Here is a 25,799-nt window from a genome sequence, read left to right as displayed (position 1 = left end):
TGTGAGCTCTAATATGAACGTATTAATTATTGGTAGTGGCGGTCGCGAGCATGCCCTGGCATGGAAAGCGGCCCAGTCTTCTCAAGTCGACACCGTTTTTGTGGCGCCGGGCAATGCAGGCATTGCGCTGGAAAACAAAATTAAAACCGTGGCCATTGGTGCAGAAGATATCGATGCTCTGATCGATTTTGCCAAAGGCAATCAGGTTGCATTAACCATCGTTGGTCCCGAAGCTCCGTTAGTAATTGGCGTTGTTGATGCCTTCACCGAAGCTGGTCTTAAATGCTTTGGTCCAACTAAGGGCGCAGCACAGCTTGAGGGCTCAAAAGCTTTCACCAAAGACTTTCTAGCACGCCACAACATTCCAACCGCTGCCTATCAGAACTTTACTGAAATTGAGCCAGCCAAAGCCTATGTTCGCGAAATGGGTACGCCAATCGTGATTAAAGCTGATGGTCTGGCTGCCGGTAAAGGCGTTATCATCGCGCAGACAATTGAAGAAGCCGATGAAGCTATTGATGACATGTTAGCCGGTAACAAGTTTGGCGATGCCGGTCACCGTGTGGTTATCGAAGAATTTTTGCAAGGCGAAGAAGCCAGCTTTATTGTGATGGTTGACGGCAAAAACATTTTGCCTCTTGCAACGTCACAGGATCACAAAGCTCGTGATAATGGTGATACCGGACCTAACACTGGTGGTATGGGCGCCTATTCACCTGCTCCAGTGGTAACTCCTGAAATGCACGATCGCATAATGCAGCAGGTTATTATTCCGACCGTTGAAGGCATGGCGTCAGAAGGCCATCCTTACACAGGTTTTCTTTATGCTGGCGTGATGATTGATGCCAACGGCGTACCCAAAGTTCTGGAATACAACTGTCGCTTTGGCGACCCTGAAACGCAGCCTATCATGAGTCGTCTTCAATCCGATCTGGTTGAGCTTTGTTTAACGGCTCTGGATGGCAAGCTTGATACGGCCACTACCGAGTGGGATTCGCGTGCAGCTGTTGGTGTAGTGATGGCTGCTGGCGGTTACCCAGAAAGCTATCCCAAAGGCGATGTCATTCATGGTCTTGACTCTGTTTCCGGTGCTAAAGTTTTCCACGCTGGTACTGCTGAGAAAGACGGCCAGATTGTTACCAACGGTGGACGAGTGCTTTGTGTCGTAGCGTTAGGTGATTCTGTGACCGAAGCTCAAGCCAAAGCCTACGAAGGTGTTAAACAGATCAGCTGGGACAAAGTCTATTACCGTACTGATATCGGTCACAGGGCGATTGCTCGCGAACAGGCAAAATAAACCTGGTTCATTGACCATTCATCAAAAAGCCTTACACTAACCTGTAAGGCTTTTTTTATGCTTCAGAAAATTATAAGCGGACTGGATTTACTTGATTAAAAAGATTCTAAAATGGACTGCATGGATCAGCGCCGTTCTGGCGTTACTGTTTGTGATCGCCTACTGGACATCACCCTACTGGGTACCCGGCCAACTTGCCAAGTTTCTTCCCTCTTCAATCAAACTTGAATCACTGGAACTTGAACGTCCCGGGCTAACCCGTACCAAAGTTAAAAATCTGACATTACAGATAGATGGCAATACCCAACTCTTACTGCAGCTTGCCAACACTGAACTTCATTACTCCCTGTGGCAGCAAAAGCTACTCTCTGTTTCAGCCGAACAAGCGATTGTTACTGTCACACCGGCAAAAGACACCACCACTAATCTTGGATTCCAGTTACCACAATCTATCTCTGTTCCTCAGTTACCTGTTAATAAGCTTTCAATTGAGCAGGTGCAGTTAAAGGGCATTGCTGCGCAGGATATAGCAATATCGAATATCCAGTTTGCAGGTGATAATGAGCAACTTCAGCTGTCCAGCCACATCAATTGGATGGGCCTGGAAGCAGAGCTTGCAGCAACAGTTGGTCACTATCAACAGCAGCTTAGCTCAATTAATCTTGAGGTTCAGCAGAATTCTAATAAGCTATCGGTAAGTACTCAACCATTGGCACAGTCAGGCTGGCAGTTTAGTCTTAATGGTCAAATCGCACAGATTCCGTTTGTACAAATTTATTCAGCAGATCTGGGGACGATCAACTTTGATTTAACTGGCTCTCTTCAGCAAGTTGGCGATAAACAGTTTGCAGCACAACTCGCAGAGGGTAGTTCATTCGAACTACCTATCGATTTTAATCGCTCATGGTTTGAGCAGCAGATAAATAGTTATGCCAAAGCATATGGTTTAAGCCTTGATGCAAAAAAACTGGCAAATCAAGCAAACTTTGCATTTGCTGCAGGTAAAGCAACTGATATTCAATTCAGTACCGAATCACAAATCCTTAGTGTTAATGGCCAACTGGATATTAACGCCAAAACTAAAGACATTGAGCTGACCGCCATCGCTGACTCTATTAACTTTGACCTTACTAAAACTTTTAGCGCTCCAGAGCAGCAGATAAGCTCACAGATAAACCTAACCATTAACTTGCCAGCGACACAATATCAGACTACTGAGAAGACTATGTTTTTCTCAACTGACTCAATAAACGCTGATCTTCAAAGTTCAGTACAACTGGCTAATGGAAATCTTGCTTTTAATACTCAACAGTTATTGGCCAGACTCGGAAAAACTAATCTCAAAAGTGCTAGCTACACCGTTAACTTACCAGCACATGATTGGCAAGGCTCAGCAGATTGGTCACAGCCCCTTGCCGGAACACTTAATCAAGAAGTTGCAAAGCAAGAAAGGAAACTTAGTCTTAAATTAGCAGCTCCAATAGATGTGCAGGCCCTGTTAGACAAAGAAACAGTTAAGCTGTCGCAGTTTAAGACCCAGGTTGATCTCAACAATGCCAATCTGCAGGCCAGTTACGCTGCAAAGCAAATTTCGCTAAGCAAGCAACCACTCACACTTTACGAAGTTAAAGGTTCACTAAAGCCAGACCCAAGCAATGCAGCCATTAATGGTAACTTGAGTTTCATACAGGCCAGCTACCTTACTGACAATGTTGCTGTTGATTACGTCAGTGGTCAATTTGACTGGAAACTTTTAAAGCAGACCTTTACTGCCAAAGGTTCGTTGCAGCATTCGCAAAGCACTATTCCCGTTCGTTATGCCTACAACCTTAAAGGAGGCACTCATAATCTGCAGGTTGATCGCTCCAGCTTGCCAATGCTGACACTTAAAAGCTGGACGCCATTTTTAAAAGCTTATCCTGCCTTACAGGTGACAGGCGGTGATCTTAATATCAGTAAATTATCAGGTGACCCGCTAAAGTTGCTTTTTGAAGGCGCCATGAGTATCGATAAACTGAATCTGCTGTATGACAAATTGGCGCTAAATAATGCCAGCATTTCAGACAACCTGAGTAAGCAGTCAGCACTTCAGGGTATTGTTACAGCTAAGATAGATAGCATAGAGCTGGCCGCTGGCATTGCCATTCGTGACTTAAATTTCAAGCTCGATCACACAGCTACCAACTATCGGTTTAAAGATATAAGCGGCCAGTTGCTGGGGGGCACCATCAGCATTCCACGTTTTGACATGCACAAAACTACTATTGAGCCATTCAGTTTAATGCTTTCCAATATCAGTTTGCAGCAACTCCTTACCGCGTTGGAAAGTGAAAAGCTATCCGTTAGTGGCAACTTCGATATTATTTTGCCACTTATTATCAAACCGGGTAGTCGCCAAATTACCAATGGCACTTTCATCAGTAAGAAACCAGGTGTTCTAAAGTTGAAATCTGAAGGCGGGAAAGAGGCTAATATAGCTTTCCAGGCGTTGGAAAACTTCCACTATAAAGAGCTAAGCGGCACTATCGATTACAGCAGCGAGGGTGATTACATCATTACTCTTTACGCCCTTGGATCAAACCCCGAACTTTATAATGGGTTTCCGATCAAGTTGGATCTTACACTGCGCGGCAATTTGCCAAATCTGCTTTATTCAATGCTGGTAACTGGCGATATGGCCACTCCGGTGATTGATGATTTAAAACAGAAGCAATTGCTCAAAATTCAGTGATAATTCATGTTAAGCTCGTAAAATAACAGTTATCTTCAGTTAATAATCTGTGTAAGGAAATAGTATGAAAAGAAGCGGATTACCAGCTCTAATCTCCGTTGCCAGCCTATCTATATTGGCATCGGCCTGTACCGTGAAGCTGGAAGCACCAGACAAACCTATCCATATCATTGGTGATTTCACCATTAAACATGAAATTGTGGTCAAGGTTGAACGTGAATTGGATAAAGCCTTGAGCGAAGAATCAGGCTTATTTTAGGAGAGGCAATTATGAAAAAGCTAAGTTATTCAATAATGACGCTAATTGTTAGTTTACTATTATCTGCGCAGGCCTTTGCGCTGGATATCGGTACGCTTAAAGACCAGGGTATTGTGGGCGAAATGTCTACTGGCTATGTTGGTATTGTAGTATCAAACCCCAGCCCTCAAATTCGCTCTTTTGTTCAGGACATTAATGACAAGCGTCGCACCATATATGCTCAGGAAGCTCGTAAAGCGAACATAACTTTAGCGGAAGTTGAAGCTATTGCCGCCAAACGTAATCTTGATAAAACCCAGTCAGGACACTACATCAACATCAACGGAGCCTGGCGTAAGAAATAACAGAACAGTCTGTTAACTAGTTCTGCTAAGCCTTCGGTTGTGTTGCAACAATCGAAGGCTTTTCTTTATAACCCGCCCACCAATTTTTCAGCGATTCAAACTTGTTCTGCCACTGATATTCCGGATGCCTGAAGTCTAGATATTCCAATACCGTAATCAGGTTGACATGAATCGCCGAAAACTCTTTTGGAAGTTCATCTATCCGTTTTGCAAAATACTCCAGTCCTCGGTCTATGCTCTTTATGAATCGCTCCTGCCAGAATTCAGAACGCTGCTCAGGTTCCCTCATCTTATCCTGTTGCCAGGCTACAGCTGAGTCCAGCAATCCTCTAGTTAGCGAATACAAGGTCTTCTGATGCCAGTCTCCAGAGATATCTTTGAACAGTTGGCTTCCTGCTTCAGAATCCAGATACTCACAAATTACCTGGCTATCAAAGATTGCCTGCCCCTTATCCGTGATCAGGCAAGGAACTTTACAAAGCGGATTAGCAGCAATCAATTCCTGTGGGTTCTCAAACGGATGCTGAAAGACTTCCTTCACCCTGTCCTCTAAACCAAGTTCCTGAACAAAAATTCTTGCTGTCCGTGCGTAAGGTGATGCCGTCGAATATATTAATTTCATTCCAAACTCCCTGATCCTTAATTTGCGCTTAATTAGCTAATACGGCTCTGCCATCAGCCCAATTTCTTAGTAACTGCATTTTCTCCGCCATCACTTTGGATAATGGGCTGGTCGCTGCTATTTCTTTGAGTAAGGTTTCATCACAAAGGGGCTTATCGTCATAATGGGCTGCGTATAACCCAGCAATAATGACCTGCTCTATCTCTGCCCCACTAAAGCCATCACAGGCATCAGCAAGAGCTAGTAAATCAAACTTTTCTACCAGCTGTTTGCGCTTGCTTAAATGTATGCGAATGATTTCCTGACGTGATTCATTGTCAGGCAGGTCGACAAAAAAGATTTCATCCAGCCGCCCTTTTCGAACCAGCTCAGGTGGCAACGCTGAAATGTCATTGGCGGTAGCTACAATGAAAATGGGCAATTTATTTTCCTGCATAAAGGTTAACATGGTGCCAAGAACCCGTTTTGAAGTTCCACCATCATTATCGCCAGTTGAAATACCCTTCTCGATTTCATCCAACCACAATACGCAAGGCGCCATCATTTCCGCTAGTTTGAGTGACTCACGCAGATTCTTTTCACTTTCGCCATGCCATTTGCTGTAAAGCGCTCCAAAATCGAGACGCAGCAAAGGCACACCCCACATGCCGGCAACAGCCTTGGCAGCCAGTGACTTGCCACCGCCCTGCACACCAACCAGCATAATACCCTTCGGTTTATCCAACCCGATATCACGGTCATCAAGAAATATTTTGCGACGTCGTTCGAGCCAGTTCTTGAGTACCTGCATACCACCGACATCGGCAAAGTGTGCAGTTTCATATTCATAGTGAACCGCACCGTTTACATCCAGCAATTCATATCGCGCACGATTGACCTTGTCCATTTCACAGTCGGTGATGGCTCCATCATCATAGATTAGATTACGTATGATCTGTTGCGCATCACTTAGGGTTAATCCTGTCAGATTTTGCACCAGCCTCTGCATGGTAGCCTTATCAGTTCGTACTTTTTGTCCCTGATTGCCAAGCGCCCAGCGAGTGGCTTCGGCATGAATCAACCTTTCCAGTTCAACATGGCTCGGCAGCCGTAGTTCAAACCTGGCTGAAAAGCGTCGAATTTCTTCAGGGAGTTTCAACTTATGACTGACAAAAACTAATGTCTGGTGATACTTTTGAAACTGTAAAGCAATATCTTTGACCAACCTTACCTGTTCTGGGTGATGCTCATCAAGAAAAGGATGAAAATCATAAAGCACGTAAATTCCGGGGCGCTCCATGCGTTTGATATGCTTTAGGCAATCGTCGGGTTTTTGTGTGTTATCCAATGGCGCAAAATGTGAGTCAGTCATTTCCACGCGGCGCAAGCCTTCCGTCAAATGCCAGCCGAACAATGGCTTTTTGAGTTTTATTGCAACCTTGGTCAGTAGCTCAGTAACACGGCTCTCTTCATGTGACTCAATGATGATAATGGGATTTTTCGATTCAATCAGTATTGCCAGATCATTTTTTTCTAAAGTATCACCCATGATTAATAAATTGCCTCTATTTCCTATTCTTGCGGCCAGTGGCCTAGATTAACTTTTCTTAGATTTATCGCTACAATAGCTTTTCTTTGAGCGAATAAGTGTAGCAGATCTATGCGTCAATACAGCTTTTTTGATCGACTCTGTCTAGTAGCGGACTCAGCGCTAAAAACGACTCGGGGTATTTATGATGCCAAGCCTCGACCAACTCCAGCGCAAGGCATTGATGAATCGAAAATGTCCGATCAGGAAAAACGTCATGCTGCCAGTTTGATGCGCATCAATCATACAGGCGAAGTCTGCGCTCAGGCTCTATATCAGGGACAGGCACTTACCGCAAAATTACCGAACGTTCGTGACAAGATGGAACAGGCGGCACAGGAAGAAGTTGACCACCTGGCCTGGTGCAGCGAACGTATACATGAATTGGGCAGCCGCGAAAGCCTGCTCAATCCCTTCTGGTATGCCAGTTCCTTTACCATCGGCGCCTTGGCCGGTATTGCTGGTGATAAGTGGAGTCTGGGCTTCGTTGCAGAGACCGAGCATCAGGTCTGCCGTCACCTGGACGATCACCTGCAAAAGCTACCCATTCAGGACAGTAAGAGCCGGGTTATTCTGCAACAGATGCGCGAAGAAGAGCTGAAACACGCCACTGTTGCGATTGAGCATGGAGGTGCCGATTTACCCAAGCCCATCAAAGGCGCCATGAGCCTGATGTCCAAGGTGATGACCTCTAGTGTTTACTATGTATAAGCGCTTCTGATTATTTATATTTTCTATCAATGAATTGATCTACATCACTTGGCTCAGACCTGGGCTAAGAGTAGAATGCAAACAACAATCATTCTCAACAAGGAATAAACATGTCACTCCGAAAAACTGTTTCCGCAATTATTCTTGCAGCAGCAACAGTATCAGTTGCCCACGCAACCGACGTCAGACATTTTAAAGGTGAAAAGCCTGAAACCATGGCTGAAGCTATAGCCATTCTCGAAAAATACAATACTCAGCTAGAGGGGCGCATCAAATACGAACTCACCCCATACACCATGGCTCAAATACACCAGATGTCTTATAGCTTGGAAAATGCACTTCAGTTTATTGAGCAACACTTAGAGCAAACTCAGGAAAATCTGGAGAAAGTGCACATTGCATCAGAAACCAACGATCCTGAAACCGTGCAGCAAAAAGGAGAAGAATACCTAAAAGGCACCAAGGATTTGTTAGGTAAATAATTGACCCTGCTTAATAAAAAAGGGTAGCTCATGGCTACCCTTTTTTTATTCATACCTCATCTGCGATGGTAACCAAACCTCACCATTATCAGAGAAGCTAGCATCAATAACAGTAGCCAGTTTGTTGAGCCACCGCCACCTGAACTACCCTCACCAGAACCATTATCTGGCGTACCAGAACTCACGTTCTTAAGGATAATTTCAACTTCATCTTGTGCGGTGTTTCCTACAGCGTCTTGGACAGTTAGCTTAACGGTAACACTGGTATCTTGATTGATACTAGGGACTGAGAATTGTGTCGAAGCAGCAGTTTGATTTGTAATGGAAACATTTTGACCTGACACAACTTCCCAATAGAAAGAAAGCTCATCGCTCTCTGGATCTGATGATTGTGTTGCATCAAGTTTTACAACTTGCCCCTCATTAGCTTGTGCAGGCGCGTTTATGACTGCATCCGGGCCTGTATTTGGAAGCACTTTTACCTTTTGTGTTGTCGAATCTGCATCGTATCCATCATCGATAACTTCAAGTTGCAATTCGATAGTGGTCGAAGATTCAACTGTTGGTGCAATAAAACTGGCTTTCCCTAACTCAGAGCTATTGATTTCAACATTTGGCCCAGAAACCACAGACCAAATATATTCAAGTATATTGCCATCAACATCCTCAGTAACTGAGCCATCCAGTTCTACTACATGCCCGCTATAAACCGTACTACTGGCAATATTGACTTTTGCTACTGGAGCAACATTGATGTTCATTGAGAAAGGTTCACAACCAATCGTATAGTGGCATGCCTGCAAAAATAACCATTTACCATGGCCTCTCGCTATAGGATAGTCACCATTATTATTATCGCTAATAAAATTGAATTCTTGTGCAGGATTTAAGTATGTTAGTTCCCCATTCTTATCTAACGCAACAAGATCATGGTAGAGTGGATAACCATTTATAACTTGAAATATTGTATAGTCGCCCAACTCCATTACTGAGTTTATTGACTGGAAGTTACTATTTAACGAATTTTTGAGAGTGACGTTTGAGCCATCAAATGAATATATTTTAGCCCCGCCCGACCCAGGCAAGATAATCCAATCTTTACCTAGCTCTCTGTCATTATTACTTAACCAAAAATTATAGGCAGAGGGTAAAAATGTATTAACAAATTCTCCATCTGCATATACATATATAGTATAGCCTTCTTGCTGTGAAGCTGCCGCTTTGAAGTATAGCCGGTTATTTAGAGTCTGACTTCCACTACCTATATTGTAAAAGCCGTCTGATACAAGCTCTATTACGCCACTCTGCAAACTCCAAAGCTTACTAGCTGACTCAACTGTTGGAGGGGTAATTATAGCTATCTCATTACCTAACTCATAAACTTTAACGCTCCAGCAACCATCTACTGAAAGCTCGGTTGTATCAACTTGAGATATTCCACTTTCTTCTGAATAGCTGGTTAAGGTAAAGTTACCTTGGCTGTCACATCCGGAGAAATATGTATAAGCACTTTCAGTATAGAATCTGGATTCATAGCTTTCAGAAACGGAATTTGATTCATTGCTAATTCTTTTAACTGTATTACTTTCTACTCTCCAAAGCTCTGCATAATCTCGAGATCCAGTCTGGAAGAAAATTCCATTATCATTTACATCTAATCTGTTTACATTTTCAGAATTATAGAGTTCGACTAAACCATTATCAGTAATTTTTATTAGCGATCGACCGTAGTTACTACCTATACCACCTAAGAAATAAGCGGTACCGTCATCTGATAAGTATATTTCCTCATTGAACACAGTGTTTACATTTTCGCTAAGCAGCCGTGTTTCAGAACCATCGTAAAGCCAAATCCGATATTTTGACTCTGCATAAGACCTTGTTAGAACCAAGAGGTTTTCACCAAGCTGTTTCAGACTGATAATATTGTTTGAAACCCCGTCGGCTTCTATTCCTGGAACTTTTTCCACAGAATATCCGTCAGACTTCCAAACTGCTTGAAGATCGCCCTCCACTGCAGAAAAGTATGTTTTATCTTTTACGCTAACAAAGTTTTTAGGGTTACTACTGCCCGTTACGCCTTCAATTATTAACTTATTTGCTGTCGTTTCCTGCACTGCAAAAATATTAGAATCAATACCTGCATAGCCAGTAGCAAAGACGGTACTTGTAAGATCGTCGGCTGCTAAGCTTTTTAAATTTCTGATATCAAATGTACCGACTAGGGATGCGATATTTGATGGATCATCAAGGCGATAAAGTTGGGTTTGGGTTCCAGCATCTATAAAATTATATAACTCGCCATTAAGGGTAAATATTTTTGAATTTCCAAAGTAACCCTCTTTAGAAAGTACACGTGCAGCAACTCCGTTAGTTACCTTCCAATAAGCGCTATAGTAGTTCGAGTTTTCACTATAACGTCCCGTTACATACACACTGCCATTGTGAGATACAAACGGCTCAGCTGTATAGTTGTTATCAAATGTTTCAGCATCTAATATAACTGTTTCTATTGTACCGTTTGTAAGGTACTGTAATTCAGTACCTTCTTGATTTTGCAAAAGAAAATATAACCCTTGCTCACTAGTTGTAATTTTTCTTATGTTTGTATAATCATCAGATATATTAGTGAGCTGCTGGAGATTGCTTCCACTCAAGCTCCAAATTTGATATTTATCTAACTGGCCCTTTCTGGCATAAAAAACCAAGTTATCTCCATCTAACCCCCAAGACTGAGTTATGTTTGAGAAACTATCAATGTAGTTCGTGTTAGTTCCATCAAAATGATTAAGGCCATAATCGTAATTAGAATCGTAATAGGTGTAGTATAAATCACTATTGGTTTGATGGAGACTTCCTAGGTTCACACTGGTAAATGTATTTAGTGTTTCAATAGTGTCATTAACGATTCGTCTGTGCTCAATGGAATTATTACTAGCAATACGAACAAATACATTCAAAGCTCCATTGAACTCTGTGAAATCTAACACTGAATAATTTACGTTTTGATTTTCTACAGCAATCGCAGCTGTTGACTGTCCATTAAATGCTACTAGACTTTGCTTGTTTGTTGTTATATCCCTAGCAAGTGCATACCAGGTATTACCCAATTTCTTAAACCTGCCGTTGTAATATCTCAGTCCAAGATCCAATGTTTTAAAGTCATCACTTGGTTGCTCCAAATAATAAATAACATCGGCATTATTTTGTCCAACTCCGGTAATGACGTAATAGAGAAAATTACCGTCAGTAAATGCTTCAATAGTTGAAGCCTGGTTTGGTCCCTCTATGGCTTCAAAAGCCAAAGATGTATTTCCGTTTTTATCTGAGCGCCATATTTCGGTGCCTATTTCGGGTACATAACTTCTAAAAAAGTAATACCCTTTAAATGCTATGTTGTCATTAGCTGTTGATAATTTTGCAGTAACGCTTGATTGATTAATATCTTCTACTATGGAAATTGGTTTCGTTGCAGAAAATGTTAGGTAGTAACTAAACGCAAGAACGAGTGGCAGAATCGCTACAAGGATTCCATATTGTATTTTTTTCATATCCCAACCTTTTTATTATAAAAGGCAGTATTATATGCATTTTTGACTCGTGTTCAATTTTTCGACACTTTTTTATAGTTTAGCTCCACATTTTTTACAAAATTCTGCGTCTTTATCATGACCTTCATAGGCACAAGAAGGGCATGCATTATTGGTGACATCTTTCTTTTTCATAGCCTCGCGGGTTATTTCTGCGCTGTAAATCCCTGTTGGTACCGCAATTAATCCATAACCTAGAATCATAATGCAGGATGCTAAAAACTGACCGACAGGAGTTTGTGGTGAAATGTCGCCATACCCAACGGTTGTCAATGTTACGATTGCCCAGTAAACCGACTTTGGAATGCTGCTGAAACCATTTTCTGGACCTTCGATGACGTAAACTAACGATCCAAACACTACTACTGACATCAATACGGTATACAGGAAAACACTGATTTTAGCGCGGCTGTTACGTAGCGCATTCATCATCATACTGGCCTCGCCCATATAATTTGCCAGCTTGAATATCCTGAATATTCTTAAAACCCTTAAGATTCGAATGACCAGGAAGTATTTTGCGTCAACGATGATCAATGTCAGGTAAGTCGGCAGAATAGATAATAGATCGACGACGCCATAAAAGCTCTTTGCGTACAGCATAGGCTTGCGAACACTTATCAGCCGTAAAATATATTCAATGGTGAATAGAATGGTAAAGGCCCATTCTGCTGCGAACAACATGCTTCCATATTGAACAGAAATAACCTGGACACTATCAAGCATTACCGCCAGAACGCTGATGAAGATGGTGATTATTAAGGCGACATCGAAGGTTTTTCCGGCAAAGGTATCTGCCTCAAATATGACTTCATGAATCTTTTCCCGCCAGGGAGACAGTGGTTCCCCTTCATCAAACTTATGTTTTCTGTATTTAAATTCTGGCGTCATCGTTCCTTCCCGCTTATTCATTAAGTCATGCTGCTTAGTATTTAGATTCTAAACAATTATTACGATTAGTTATAGGTGATATGTATCAATCCATATTTAGCATTTTCTAATTTAAAGCCAGCCCATATATTTCGGTATACCATTAATATGTGTGTGGTTTTTGTAGTTGATTTCATTACTATTTGTAACTTTTTGTCGGTTTCATTATCTATTAGTCTGATTATAATAAAAGCCAATTCTTTTCATGTGATTTTCACAGGCAAAGGTGTAAAAATAGGTGATTTAGACGTCTAAACAGTGTAAAATCCGCCTACTTTTTGACCAGCGTTTCAGCCTTTTAAAGGCAATATAGTAAGGCTGGTTTTTCACTTTAGTTTTAATAAAAGGTAACTAAGTAGAAATGAGCAATTATTCCGTATTCACGTCGGAGTCCGTTTCTGAAGGACATCCAGACAAAATTGCCGATCAAATTTCCGATGCAGTTCTTGATGCGATCCTAGCACAGGATATCAACGCTCGCGTTGCAGTTGAGACCATGGTTAAAACCGGCATGGTCATTGTTGCTGGTGAAGTAGCCACTTCCGCGTGGGTTGATATTGAAGAACTAGCTCGTAACACCATTAAGCAAATTGGCTATAACAGCTCGGAAATGGGTTTTGACTGGGAATCCTGTGCCGTACTAAACGCCATCGGCAAACAAAGTCCGGACATTGCTCAAGGTGTTGACCGTGACGATCCAGAAGCGCAAGGCGCAGGGGATCAGGGTTTGATGTTCGGTTATGCATCAAACGAAACCGACGTGTTAATGCCAGCACCTATCACTTATTCTCACCGTCTGGTTCAAAAGCAGGCTGAGCTTCGTAAGAATGGCACTTTGGCTTGGTTACGCCCAGATGCCAAAAGTCAGCTGACTTTCCGTTATGAAAATGACAAGCCTGTTGGTATCGATGCGGTGGTATTATCAACACAGCATGATCCAGAGATTTCGCAAAAAGATTTGCAGGAAGCTGTGATTGAAGAAATCATCAAACCTGTTCTTCCAGCGGAATGGATTAGCGATAAAACCAAATACTTCGTTAATCCAACGGGTAAGTTTGTTATCGGTGGCCCAATGGGCGACTGCGGCTTAACCGGTCGTAAAATTATCGTTGATACCTACGGCGGCATGGCCCGTCATGGTGGCGGCGCTTTCTCCGGTAAGGATCCATCAAAAGTAGACCGCAGTGCTGCTTACGCAGGCCGTTACGTTGCCAAGAATATCGTTGCAGCCGGTCTTGCAGATCGTTGTGAGATTCAGGTTTCTTACGCTATCGGTGTTGCCGAACCAACGTCTATCAGCGTTAATACTTTTGGCACCGGTAAAATCAGCGAAGATAAATTAGTTGAGCTGGTACGCGAGCATTTTGACCTTCGTCCTCGTGGCTTAACAAAGATGCTTAATTTGTTGCAGCCAATTTATCAGGCCACAGCAGCATATGGTCACTTTGGCCGTACTGAAGACAGTTTTACCTGGGAAAAAACAGATAAAGCTGAAGCATTGCGTGCTGCTGCAGGTCTATAACCTTATTATTTTTTCACTCACTAGATGGCTCTTTCATTATCAGTATTCTGATAAATCCTTAGGAAAGAGCCGAACAATTTGGGAACATTATGACTGACCACATCATTAAAGATATTGCTCTAGCCGATTGGGGCCACAAAGAAATTGATATCGCAAAAAGCGAAATGCCTGGCCTTATGGCAATTCGTGAAGAATATGGTTCAGAACAACCTCTAAAGGGTGCTCGCATTGCGGGTTCTCTACACATGACAATTCAAACAGCTATGCTAATCGAAACACTTGTTGCACTTGGTGCAGAAGTTCGTTGGGCATCATGTAATATTTACTCGACTCAGGATCATGCTGCTGCGGCAATTGCGGATCAGGGCATTCCAGTGTTTGCTTACAAAGGCGAAACTCTCGATGAGTACTGGGAATACACGCATCACATCATGGAATGGCATGATGGTGGTTCACCTAATATGATTCTTGATGATGGTGGTGATGCAACAACTCTTCTTATTCTTGGTACTCGCGCTGAAAAAGATATTTCAGTTTTAGATAATCCAAAAAGTGAGGAAGAAGTTGCTTTGTTCAAAGCAATTAAAGTGAAGCTTTCTGAAGATAGCAATTTCTATTCACGCACGTTAGCCAATATCCAAGGTGTAACGGAAGAAACCACTACAGGTGTTGCACGTCTTTATCAGATGAAAAAGCGTGGCGAACTTCCTTTCCCAGCAATCAATGTTAACGACTCAGTAACCAAGTCTAAGTTTGATAACCTTTACGGCTGCCGTGAATCATTGGTTGACGGTATCAAACGTGCAACTGACGTTATGATTGCAGGTAAAATCTCTATTGTTTGTGGTTATGGTGATGTGGGTAAAGGTTCTGCACAATCACTTCGTGGTTTAGGTGCGACAGTATGGGTTACTGAAATCGACCCAATCTGTGCCTTACAGGCGGCGATGGAAGGGTTCCGTGTCGTTGACCTTGAAGATCCAAACATTGTTGAGCAGGCTGATATTTTTGTAACTGCTACCGGTAACTACGACATCATTCGCCATGAACACATGGTTCGCATGAAAGATCAGGCTATCGTTTGTAATATTGGTCACTTCGATAATGAAATTGATGTAGCCAGCCTTGAGAAATATGAGTGGATCAACGTTAAAGAGCAAGTTGATCAAATCAAATTCCCAGATGGCAAACGCATCACCTTATTGGCAAAAGGTCGTCTGGTGAACCTTGGTTGTGCAACTGGCCACCCAAGCTTCGTAATGTCCAACTCGTTCACCAATCAGGTGTTGGCTCAGATTGAGTTATGGAAAAATGGCGACAAGTATGACAACGATGTTTATATCTTACCTAAGCATTTAGACGAGAAAGTTGCCAAATTGCACCTTGAAAGAATTGGTGCTCGTTTAACAACGCTTCGTCAAGATCAGGCAGATTACATTAATGTACCGGTTGAAGGCCCTTACAAGCCTGAACATTACCGTTATTAATGACTGTTCTGCTAGTACTTTAAAAGCCGGCTTTTGCCGGCTTTTTTATTACTCTTTTGCTTCATCTTTTTTTGGTACTTTTTCGTCAAGCCTGCTATGAAGGTAACTTAAACTTTGCTCAAGCCTATTCACAGACTCTTGAAGTTTATCAATCTTATCCTCTATCTCATTTGATCTTACATTTCCGAATATTGCAACAACCAGAATAATTATAAATATTGTTCCCCCAGTAAGCTTTACTTTTGCACTTTCTGATTTATCCATTTACTTTTCCTCAATTTAATAGTTGCTTTCTTTTACCATTTTTCCTATTGGTATTCTAGGTTCCTCTTTGAGTCTCGCTCCTAAATACGCGATAATAGCGCCATCATTTTTCAATGGTTTCAATAGAGTTTTATGGATAACGCTTCCCTTAAACAACGTGACCTTGCCGTACTTTGGCACCCATGCAGTCAGATGAAGGATTATGAGCGCTACCCTATGACGCCAATCAAACGTGGTGAGGGCGTCTATTTAGAGGACTTTGATGGCAACCGCTATATTGATGCGGTGAGCTCTTGGTGGGTTAATCTGTTTGGCCATAGCAACCCAACCATTGCCAATGCCATGAAAGAGCAGGTGGATAAGCTTGAACATGTAATTTTTGCCGGTTTTACCCATGAGCCAGCAATTGACCTGGCTGAGCAACTGGTTGCGATGACACCAGATGGCTTGGACCGTGTATTCTATGGTGAGAACGGCTCTTCGGCTGTCGAAATTGCCTTGAAAATGAGTGTTCATTATTGGCAATTGGCTAGCAAGCCCGACAAGACAAAATTTATTGCGCTTGAAAGTGGCTATCATGGCGAAACTACTGGTGCTCTGGCAGTTTCCGATCTGGGACTTTACAAGGCTCCATATAAGTCTTTAATGTTTGATGTCATGACAGCCCCTTCTCCTGATTGTTTCTACCGTGAAGAAGGCGAAAGCTGGCATGATTACTCATTACGCCAGTTTGAAAAAATGCGCGATCTTGTCGAGCGTGAACATGGCAATGTTGCTGCCATTATCGTCGAGCCTTTAGTTCAATGTGCATCAGGTATGCGTATGTACCATCCGGTCTACCTTAGCGAATTACGCAAACTGTGTGACCAGTATGATGTGCATTTAATTGCTGATGAAATCGCTGTTGGCTTTGGCCGAACCGGCACCTTATTTGCCTGTGAGCAGGCAGATATCAGTCCTGACTTTATGTGTGTCTCAAAAGGATTAACGGCTGGCTTTTTGCCTTTGTCTGCCATGTTGACCAGAGAGTCAATTTTTCAGGCTTTTTATGATGATTACGAAAAGCTTACTGCCTTCCTTCATTCCCACAGTTACACCGGTTATGCGACAGGTTGTGCAGTAGCCAAGGCAACCCTGGATATTTTCCAGAGCCAACCAATTATTGAAAATAATAAAGTATTAGCACAACACATGGCACAAGCTACCGTACATTTTGCCGATCATCCCAATATCGCTGAGGTTAGACAAACGGGGATGATCTTGGCCGCAGAGATGGTACAGGATAAAAAGACTCGTAGACCTTATGACTGGAAAGAGCGACGAGGTATGCGCGTTTACGAACATGCCCTGTCACAAGGCGCTTTATTGCGCCCGCTGGGCAATGTCGTTTACTTCATGCCTCCTTACGTCATAACCCCTGAAGAGATCGATAAACTGGCCGATATAGCTTGGCAGGGTATTCAGCTGGCAACTAAGGATTAAAGATGCGAATTCCCCGGATTTTTACCACGCAACAGCTGACAACCTCTTCCTCAGTAATTCTTGAGAAAGAAGCTGCCAATCACGTTAGTCGTGTCTTGCGTATGACAACTGGACATCAACTCGAATTATTTAATGGGGACGGATATAGTTATTTTGGCAATATTGTTTCGATAGAGCGAAACCAGGTCAGCGTTGAAATTGTCGAATCACGAGCTAGCGACAATGAATCACCCTTAAATATTCATTTATATCAGGGTGTCTCACGCGGCGATAAAATGGAGCTCACTCTGCAAAAGGGTGTTGAGCTAGGTGTTAAACAATTTACTCCCCTAATTACTGAGCGCTGTGGTGTTAAGCTTGATGACAAACGCTGGCAAAAAAAACATGAACACTGGCAAAAAGTCATTGAAAGCGCCTGTGAGCAGTGTGGCCGTAATAGTATCCCAACACTTCATCCAGCGATTAAATTGCAGGCAGCCCTTGAGCAGCTCACCAGTAACAGTTTTTTTATGCATCCTGATGCCAGCAATAGCTTCAAATCAATTAACGCTGACACCAAGTCAGAACTTCAGTTATGGGTTGGCCCGGAGGGTGGTTTCAGTGACGAGGAAATTAACTGGGTAGAAACGCATGGCTGCAAACCTGTTAAACTTGGGCCAAGAGTTCTAAGAACAGAAACGGCAGCCTTGGCTGCCGTCGCGGTGATGAATAGTGTCTGGGGTGACTTCTGAGTATTTCCGTACTAAGAAGCGCTCTCAGACAACATATTTTCCAACAGGTCTAAATCAGGTATAAGCGCCTTTCGCCCTTCCAGATCGGCCCAGGCTTTAACACCCTTTGGCAAATCTTCCTCTACCAATTTACTGTTACTCTCATCTACCGGTACCAATCGAGGAATGCCCTGTACCATAATCGCAATATAGGGAATTTCTTGGTTACCATTTAATGTATAAACAATTGCGATACGCGAACGGCGCAGTTCACCCAAATCTTTTTTACCTTGCACTCTTTCCAGGGAAACTACCGGAATCTTGATGTTACGCCATACAATTTGACCAATCTGCCAGTCTTCACTCGATTCAGCATCTTCCATGAGATCCACATTCATAAATGGAACGATCTCAGCAACTGTCGCATTCGGCAACAATAAACTGTTTTCAATCATTGGAATCAAAAAGCTGTAAACATCTTGTACTTTGTTGGTCATGCTTTCTCTCACGCGTATTGGTCAACTGGAAACAACGCCTCTAACAAAATGACCAATTGCTCTGCCAGTCCGGCTGGGTCATCTTTGTAGGTTACATTTCCTGTTTTAATCATACTTTCGGGCATTGAAGACTGGATACAACTTTCTATTGTCTGGCACCAGATATCAACCCCACTCTCAGTCAACAAATCAGAATTTGCTGAACCATCATCACCCATACCACTGAACACAATCGCTAGTTTTTCAACATCTCTTAGCTCGAGCGATTCGGCAAATAGTTCATTAATATTGGGAGCATAAGGTTTGCTCCACTCTTCATCAGTAATGATGATCTTACCCTGCACCACGAAACTAATCTTTTTATCGATCGGAGCTATATATAATTTGCCAGGCTTAATATCTTTGTATTGATCTATAATTTCAGCATCAATAAAAGCATGCTCGTTAAGCATTGCTTGCAAATTAGGTAATGACCCTTCATTAATGTGATTCGCCAGAACAAAACAAACCGGTAACGGCTTATCGGGCAAGGCATCAATAAAAGCCTTAACTGCTGCTGGACCACCGGTTGAGGCTGCCAGCAACACCAACATTGTATTCATTACAGCTTGTTTAATCCTTTAGTCTTCCAACTTAAGCATTTCATCAATCGTGCCTAACAGAGTTTCCTCATTATAAGGTTTACCCAGATAACGATTAACACCAATCTGCTCTGCACGCTCGCGGTGTTTTTCACCGGTACGAGAAGTGATCATAATGATTGGTAAATGCTTGAGTCTTTCATCATGTCGAATAATGGTTGCTAGTTCAAAACCATCCATTCGTGGCATCTCAATATCCAGTAGCATGACATCTGGAATATCGTCATGTAGCTGTGTAATTGCATCAACACCATCTTTTGCTGTCATTACCTGGAATTGATGACGTTGCAGTAGTCGTGCAGTAACTTTACGAACTGTAATCGAATCATCCACAACCATAACTACTGGGATACGATCTTCGACCGGTGTCTCCTGTACCATTCCGGCTTCGTGAGAGAAATCCCACTCGTGGAAACGGTCAACTAATGTCTGCATATCCAGAATCAGTACAACGCTACCATCACCCAGAATTGACGCACCTGAAATGCCCGGCACTGTCGAGATCTGACGACCAATGTTTTTTACCACGATTTCACGTGAACCGATCAATTCGTCAACGTGTACCGCAATTGGTTTATCTTCACCTTGAATAATCAATACAGGAACGAATTCATCTACCGGGGGAACAATATCTGAATTTCGATCTAGAATCTGACCTAGATAACGCAACTCATACTCTTCACCAAGATGCGTGAAGGTCTTATCTTTATCCTGATAGATCTCTAATACTTCTTTTGCACTAACACGTGCAACTGTCGTGATATTCGACAATGGAATCGCGTATGGCTCACCTTTTACTTTAACCATCAACGCCTGGTTAGATGATAAGGTGAATGGTAAACGCACTGTCATCGTTGTGCCTTTACCTTCTTCAGAGCTGATATTTAATGAACCACCAAGCTGAAGGATCTCACTATGCACTACATCCATGCCCACACCACGACCAGAAATCTGGGTCACAGTTTCTGCTGTTGAGAAACCAGGCTGTAGAATCAGACGGAATAGCTCACGATCTGTAGGATTGTAGGATTCATCGATCATGCCCTGCGAAATAGCACGTTTACGCACCTTATCTTTACGGATACCGGCACCATCATCCTGAATCTGGATATAAACTTCATTACCACGTCTCGACAAGCTCAGGTGCACCGTACCTTTTTCTGCTTTACCGGCTTTCTTACGCTCATCCTTAGATTCAATACCGTGGTCAATTGCGTTTCGGAGCATATGGTCGAGCGGTGCAACCATTCGCTCAATTACAGTACGGTCCATCTCACCTTCAGACTCCAGAATCAGATCAACATCTTTATTTAGTTCGGTTGAAATCTGACGAACCATACGGCGCAAACGACTCTCAATACTGTTAAACGGCACCATTCGTGTACGCATCAAACGGTCTTGCAACTCGGTATTTACGCGACCCTGTGCCAGCAATGTGGCTTCTGCATCGCCAACCTTGGTTTCCAGTGTTTCCTGAATTGATAACAAATCACTTGCAGCCTCCAACAAGCTTCGTGTTAATTCCTGTTGGCGGGTATAACGGTCCATTTCCAGTGGGTCGAACTCGTCAAAATCAACACCGGAAATCTCTCGGCGATACAGTACCTGTGCTTCTGTTTCAATTTCCAGGTTACGTAACTGTTCACGTAGACGATCAACAGTTGATGACATCTCACCCAGGTTGAAGTTAAGGTCTGCAACCTGCTGCTCAAGACGCGAACGGAAGATTGAAGCCTCACCAGACAAATTCACCAAGTTATCCAGTACCTCTGAGCGTACGCGGATGACATCCCGGTTAGCTGCTTCTTTAGCTTCTTCTTCCTTTTGTTTCTGTCTGTCAGCTAGTGAAACAATTTTCACTTCAGCCTGTTCACCAGACTCAGCAAGATCACGCTTATCCAGTTGCTCTAACTGAGACTCAATGGTTGCTTTATCATTTTCGAGTTTACGTAATAGCTCAGCTGGTTTCGCAGGCATCTGACCATTACGAACCTGCTCAACCATTTCGTGTAGCTCGTCATAGCTTCGACGCAGCATATCAGCCCAGCGGGCATGACCAAGTCTAGGATCTCTTGCCAGAGCCTCGACTACTCCTTCAAGCTTGTGAGTTAAATCACCAACTGGAGTAATAGCAGCCAGTTTTGCACCACTCTTAAGTGTATGCAGATTACGCATAGCCGTGTTCAATGGCTCTACATTGTGTAAATCTTTCGACCAGCGCTCGATTGCTTCTTCATATGAAGTCAACAGTTCAGATGCTTCACCAAGGAACAGTTCAGCCAGCTCCTCATTCCAGGCAGCTTCTTCTGTATCGATTTCCTCTTTAGCTGCAGCCTCTTCAGGCTCAGCAGGCTGTTCAGTTTCTGCAACGGTCGTTGTTTCTTCGGCTTTCTCTGGCTCTGACGGCTTAACTTCTTCAGCTTCTGGAGCAACTTCTGTCTCTGGCTGTGGACGCACATATGCTCGACCAGCTTTTTGGGCAGCAATAAAGCCTTCGATCTCATCAAGCATTGCAGCAGGTGATGGGATCTTTTCAGGAGTATTGCGAGCATTGAAGATAGCCAATAATTTGTCTTCCGCACGCTCAGCCAAATCGATCGCTTCATCAGATGATGCAAATAGCTGATCGGTAATAGCGGTATATAAATCTTCCAGACCATGAGCCAAGTCGCCAATTGGTGAGAAGCCAGCCATTCTAGCGCTACCCTTAAGGGTGTGTAAGTTACGCTGCAACTCTGCAATAATTTTTAGATTGTTTGGCTCCTGGCGCCACTTCTGAAGTAAGTTTGCATCACTATCGAATAATTCTTCTGCTTCTTCGCTGAAGATCTCAAGTAACTCATCATCTACATCTAGATCAAGGCTTATGGTTTTAGCAAATTCTTTCTCAGGTACTGGTGCCTCTTCGCTAACCTCTGCAGTTTCTTCCTCTGCTGGTACATCTACCTCTTCTACTTGCTCTTCTAATTGCTCTGCAGCTTCTTCGCTAACTTCAGAAACGCTGTCTTCAGCTTCAGACTGTTGTGGCTCTTCTAGCTCTGGCTCTTCAATCTCGGCTGTTACTTCAGGCTCTTCTGGAAGCTCTGAGTCCAATACTTCTTCTTGAGCTGTCTCTTCTGGAGCTTCCTCTTTTTCGTCAGCTGTTAATTCTTCAGATAGGTCTAACTCATCACTTAGGTCAAGACCCAGCTCTTCAGCGGCATCCTCTATACTTAAATCTTCTGTTTCTTCAAGTTCATCAGTAACTGACTCTTCCTCCAATGGTTCAGAGGCAAGGAATTCATCGGAGAACTCAAATTCAACGGAATTATCGTCAGTTGCAGCCTTTTCTTTTTCTTCTACTTTCTCTTCCTGGCTCTCTTCTGATTCTTTGGTAAGGAAATCATCTTCTAGCGTAAACTCTAGTGAATTATCATCTTCTGATGATTCTTTCTCTTCAGTTTCTACAACTGACTTATCTTTAGTTTTTAAAGGCGGCGTAAAGTCATCAAGGTCAAACTCGATTGAGTTATCATCTTGAACAGCTCTATACTCTTCCTTCTCTTCCGTAGCAGGTATTTGTTCTGGTTCTTCAGAAGCTTCTTCAAGATGGATTTCTCCACTTCCACCTGAAGTCGTTTCTTCGGATGCAGGCTCTAATTCAAGATCAGCTGTTTCTGCAGGATTCCAGGTTTGTAGTGCCTGAACCAGGTCTTTAGCTTCTGGAATAGATAAGTTGGCTGCAAGACAGTCAAACTGGTTTTCAAGCTGGTTGTATGCTTCTTGCAGTAAAACACCAATTGAAGTATCAACCTTGTTAGCAGTCATATTACGTTGTAACGCGTCACTCAATGCAGCTACAACCTGGTCAATTTCATTAAGCTCTGCTTCGCTGAGAATACTTTTCAGACGATCTACTGAGGCCATCAGGTAAGATATTTTCTCCAGACGCTGAGGCTCTGGTGTTTCCTGTAAGTTTGTACTTTCAATATCAACTAAAACGTCTGAAGCAATATTAAAGATGTCTTTGATTAACTCTGGGTCACGACCCTGATCCTGTCCAGCCTCACCAGATTCGTCAAAACGCTTCTGCTGCTGGGCAAGTTGTTGCAGAATTTCATCTTCATGTGCAGAGATTACCTGGTCATCTTCAGGAGTGCTGATGATATGTTTTAGTAGATCCTTGGTATGATCAATTAAAGCCATATCAGCCTCTTCGGCTAATAGCTCACGAGTTTTTAACTCCTGGAAATAACTTTCAACAGGGACAATAACATTCGTTAATGACTGTATGTTAGCAATGTGGGCAACACCCTTTAGAGTGTGCAGTGAACGCAACAGATTGTCGCTAATTTGACTCTGAGTAATACCTTGTTGACGCTGATTGGCGAACATTTCAAGACTGGTTACGTGACCTTCTGCCTCTTGCTTGAAGATATCAAACAGTTCTTGCTCAGCGGCCTGATCTGCCTCTTCTTCAGTCTGCTCCTGTTGAGGCTGAATATCCGTAATGATCTCGCCTTTACTTATTCGATTTGCACGGTCTGCCAATTCTTTAGGGAATTTAGTTTTTTGACCTGATGCAAACTGCTTAACCATTTCTGGCAATGTATTAGCAACTTCTTCGGTTGTTACGAAAAGTGCAGGAGTATATTCAATGCTATGGTCAATCAGGCGATTTAACATATTTTCTATCGCCCAGCTTAGCTCACCTATATCAGTGGCACCCACCATACGGCCACTACCTTTAAGGGTGTGGAAATTACGGCGGATAGTGGAGATAGCTTCTTTATTAGTCTGATCCTGTTTCCACTCAGGTAATAGACTGTGCATCTCTTCGAGAACCTCATCGGCTTCTTCAATAAAGATTTCACGCACTTCATCATCTATCAACTCATCGCTATCATCAGACTCGTCATATGATTCGCTTTCGACCATTTCGATTTCTGGCATTTCCAGCGCATCATCCAATACTGGTAAAAGCTCTTCATCAAGACTTCCATAATGAGCTTCAAGCTCACCAATACTATCGATTGCTCGTTGTAATATAACCGGCAATCCATGAAGGCCTGAAGACATCAATCCTTCTAAATAATAGTCAACCGAACTTATCGCATCAGCAAGTGTAGAAATTTCTGCTTCGCTGAGTACTACTTTCTCACTAATTAGATATTTAACTACAAAGTTTTTAGCTTTGGATATTACTTCGAGTAAGTTATCCAATTGTGCGAATGTTAATGCACCTTCAACTTCTTTTAATAGCTCAGGTACTTGCTCTAACCTTTTAATGTTATGACTTTCATCAAGATAGTCGGTAATAGCATCTTTAACTTTATGTAAGTTGCCACGACTTTCCTGAACTAGTTGGTATCGTGCATTAATAATCTGCAAGGACTCGCCTTCACCTTGGCCCAGGCTTTCATTGGCAAGTTGCTTGCTGTCCATTTTTAATGCACGCTCGATATAATCCTCAAGCGATAAAATCCCTTCTGCGATATAAACCAGGCCTTGCTCACGATCTGCCTCAGAGCCATCAAGCAAATTGCCAATGGATTTCATCTGTTTGCTGATCATGTCCTTTGACTGGGTCAGACCTAGCATCGACATGGTATCGGAAATCTTTTGCATTGCCGGAACCATGTCTTCTAACGGTTCTCTTTCCTGCGATTTGGTTCTGATGTAAAGATCGAGTGACTCTTTTATTTCGCCTAAGTCTTCTTTAATAACGTTAAGGGCAATACGAACACTTTCTGTGTCAGGTCCAGTTAAATCACTAGATTCACTTTCTAGATCGCCAAGTGAATCCATAAGTTGATTTAGCTGGAACTTATCCTGAACCTCTTTGACTTGCTCATCTTCTGTATCAAATTGAGCAACGTAGAATAGAATATTGATTAATACCTTATTGGCTTCTTCTTCATTAGCCGTTTTCTCTATTAATTCACGAATCCGACGATCAACCTGACCCAGCAAACCTTTAACTACTGGCTTATCTTTTTTAGAAAGTAGTGCAATATTCTTTAAAAATACTGTGGTTACCCACCATAAATTTTGATAGGGAACACGATTACCCAGGCCCCATAAAGTTTGTGTCACCTCATGCATACGCTCAAGGTTATTTTGAGTATCTACATCACGAATGACACCTAATAAGCCCTGCTGAAACTTCGAACGTAAAGATTTTACTTCAGCTAAGATATCACCCTTTAAATCTACTTTCTGTTTAGGTGCTGGTGCTTCAATACCTTCAGTGGGAATGCTAATTAAATTACCAGCACCCAAACTATCGACATTACGGCAGGCACGCATATCATTGATGGCTGGTAATAAAATTACGGGGAGGTCTGATTTACCTTCAGCATAACGGGATAGATAACTACGGAATCTTAAAATAGCCGATAGAAAAACTTCATATGCCTTTTCATTAGAGGCTACATTTTTCTCGCCAATCGCTTCAGCAAGAGCTTCCATTTCTTCAGCAAGTAATGCAGCTCCTGAAAACTCAAGCATTTGCATGGTGCCACGGATCTGGTGCATGCAATTAGCACAGAAATGTATTTGGGTTTTGTCAGTTTCATCTTCTGCATACGCTTTGATGGCATTTTGTGCCTGTTCAAGCGTGCTTTCGATTTCGTCTTTAACCCAATTTAAAGCTACTTTTGTCTGATTATCTTTCATGCCTAC

The 25,799-nt window shown here is 42.6% G+C and carries 18 protein-coding genes; 10 read left to right on the top strand and 8 right to left on the bottom strand.

Annotation, left to right across the window (positions count from 1 at the left end; translation table 11 throughout):
- The first annotated feature begins 13 nt into the window (after positions 1-13).
- The 4 genes from purD to CW740_RS00970 all read left to right on the top strand — a co-directional run bounded on the left by purD (position 14) and on the right by CW740_RS00970 (position 4,631).
- A complete protein-coding gene (gene purD, locus CW740_RS00985) occupies positions 14-1,297 on the top strand; it encodes a phosphoribosylamine--glycine ligase (protein WP_106645804.1) in 1,284 nt (427 codons plus the stop codon).
- A 91-nt stretch (positions 1,298-1,388) separates the two neighbouring features.
- The gene (locus CW740_RS00980) at positions 1,389-4,028 is read left to right on the top strand and encodes an intermembrane phospholipid transport protein YdbH family protein (RefSeq protein ID WP_106645803.1); all 2,640 of its coding nucleotides are present in this window, start codon (positions 1,389-1,391) and stop codon (positions 4,026-4,028) included.
- 64 nt (positions 4,029-4,092) lie between these two features.
- Entirely contained in the window at positions 4,093-4,287 is a 195-nt protein-coding gene (locus tag CW740_RS00975; protein WP_106645802.1) for a YnbE family lipoprotein, read from the top strand.
- Between the two features lie 11 nt (positions 4,288-4,298).
- A complete protein-coding gene (locus tag CW740_RS00970) occupies positions 4,299-4,631 on the top strand; it encodes a YdbL family protein (protein WP_106645801.1) in 333 nt (110 codons plus the stop codon).
- A 25-nt stretch (positions 4,632-4,656) separates the two neighbouring features.
- Here the strand turns inward: CW740_RS00970 and CW740_RS00965 are convergent, their stop codons facing one another.
- On the bottom strand, positions 4,657-5,253 hold the full coding sequence (locus CW740_RS00965) for a glutathione S-transferase (protein ID WP_106645800.1): 597 nt from the start codon (positions 5,251-5,253) through the stop codon (positions 4,657-4,659).
- A 28-nt stretch (positions 5,254-5,281) separates the two neighbouring features.
- Positions 5,282-6,781, bottom strand: a complete 1,500-nt coding sequence (locus CW740_RS00960) for an AAA family ATPase (RefSeq protein WP_106645799.1) — start codon at positions 6,779-6,781, stop codon at positions 5,282-5,284.
- A gap of 111 nt (positions 6,782-6,892) precedes the next feature.
- On the opposite strand from CW740_RS00960, the gene coq7 reads away from it, so the two are divergent.
- Together coq7 and CW740_RS00950 are read left to right on the top strand one after the other, a co-directional pair.
- Positions 6,893-7,531: a 2-polyprenyl-3-methyl-6-methoxy-1,4-benzoquinone monooxygenase gene (gene coq7, locus CW740_RS00955; RefSeq protein ID WP_106645798.1), complete on the top strand. Its 639-nt coding sequence runs from the start codon at positions 6,893-6,895 to the stop codon at positions 7,529-7,531.
- Positions 7,532-7,641: 110 nt separating this feature from the next.
- Positions 7,642-8,013: a DUF6746 family protein gene (locus tag CW740_RS00950; protein WP_106645797.1), complete on the top strand. Its 372-nt coding sequence runs from the start codon at positions 7,642-7,644 to the stop codon at positions 8,011-8,013.
- 56 nt (positions 8,014-8,069) lie between these two features.
- Here CW740_RS00950 and CW740_RS00945 read toward each other — a convergent pair whose 3' ends face one another.
- The gene (locus tag CW740_RS00945; RefSeq protein WP_106645796.1) at positions 8,070-11,564 is read right to left on the bottom strand and encodes a PKD domain-containing protein; all 3,495 of its coding nucleotides are present in this window, start codon (positions 11,562-11,564) and stop codon (positions 8,070-8,072) included.
- Between the two features lie 72 nt (positions 11,565-11,636).
- On the bottom strand, positions 11,637-12,494 hold the full coding sequence (locus CW740_RS00940; protein ID WP_106645795.1) for an ion transporter: 858 nt from the start codon (positions 12,492-12,494) through the stop codon (positions 11,637-11,639).
- Between the two features lie 400 nt (positions 12,495-12,894).
- On the opposite strand from CW740_RS00940, the gene metK reads away from it, so the two are divergent.
- Together metK and ahcY are read left to right on the top strand one after the other, a co-directional pair.
- A complete protein-coding gene (gene metK / locus CW740_RS00935; protein WP_106645794.1) occupies positions 12,895-14,055 on the top strand; it encodes a methionine adenosyltransferase in 1,161 nt (386 codons plus the stop codon).
- A gap of 89 nt (positions 14,056-14,144) precedes the next feature.
- The gene (gene ahcY, locus CW740_RS00930; protein ID WP_106645793.1) at positions 14,145-15,542 is read left to right on the top strand and encodes an adenosylhomocysteinase; all 1,398 of its coding nucleotides are present in this window, start codon (positions 14,145-14,147) and stop codon (positions 15,540-15,542) included.
- A 48-nt stretch (positions 15,543-15,590) separates the two neighbouring features.
- Here ahcY and CW740_RS00925 read toward each other — a convergent pair whose 3' ends face one another.
- Positions 15,591-15,806, bottom strand: coding sequence for a hypothetical protein (locus CW740_RS00925; RefSeq protein WP_106645792.1), 216 nt, complete (start codon positions 15,804-15,806; stop codon positions 15,591-15,593).
- Between the two features lie 132 nt (positions 15,807-15,938).
- Between CW740_RS00925 and CW740_RS00920 the strand changes: the two genes are divergently transcribed.
- Both CW740_RS00920 and CW740_RS00915 read left to right on the top strand, forming a co-directional pair.
- Positions 15,939-17,288, top strand: a complete 1,350-nt coding sequence (locus tag CW740_RS00920) for an adenosylmethionine--8-amino-7-oxononanoate transaminase (RefSeq protein ID WP_106645791.1) — start codon at positions 15,939-15,941, stop codon at positions 17,286-17,288.
- Positions 17,289-17,290: 2 nt separating this feature from the next.
- Positions 17,291-18,019 (top strand): 16S rRNA (uracil(1498)-N(3))-methyltransferase, encoded by a 729-nt coding sequence (locus CW740_RS00915; RefSeq protein WP_106645790.1) that lies wholly within the window; start codon positions 17,291-17,293, stop codon positions 18,017-18,019.
- Between the two features lie 11 nt (positions 18,020-18,030).
- Here the strand turns inward: CW740_RS00915 and CW740_RS00910 are convergent, their stop codons facing one another.
- The 3 genes from CW740_RS00910 to CW740_RS00900 are packed head-to-tail and all read right to left on the bottom strand — an operon-like array spanning position 18,031 to position 25,793.
- On the bottom strand, positions 18,031-18,495 hold the full coding sequence (locus CW740_RS00910) for a chemotaxis protein CheW (protein WP_106645789.1): 465 nt from the start codon (positions 18,493-18,495) through the stop codon (positions 18,031-18,033).
- Positions 18,496-18,503: 8 nt separating this feature from the next.
- Positions 18,504-19,097, bottom strand: a complete 594-nt coding sequence (locus CW740_RS00905) for a chemotaxis protein CheB (RefSeq protein WP_106645788.1) — start codon at positions 19,095-19,097, stop codon at positions 18,504-18,506.
- An 18-nt stretch (positions 19,098-19,115) separates the two neighbouring features.
- Positions 19,116-25,793, bottom strand: coding sequence for an Hpt domain-containing protein (locus tag CW740_RS00900; protein ID WP_106645787.1), 6,678 nt, complete (start codon positions 25,791-25,793; stop codon positions 19,116-19,118).
- Positions 25,794-25,799 lie beyond the last annotated feature (6 nt).

Source organism: Kangiella profundi, from assembly GCF_002838765.1.
Taxonomy (GTDB): domain Bacteria; phylum Pseudomonadota; class Gammaproteobacteria; order Enterobacterales; family Kangiellaceae; genus Kangiella; species Kangiella profundi.
This window is presented reverse-complemented; position numbering and strand designations above follow the sequence as displayed.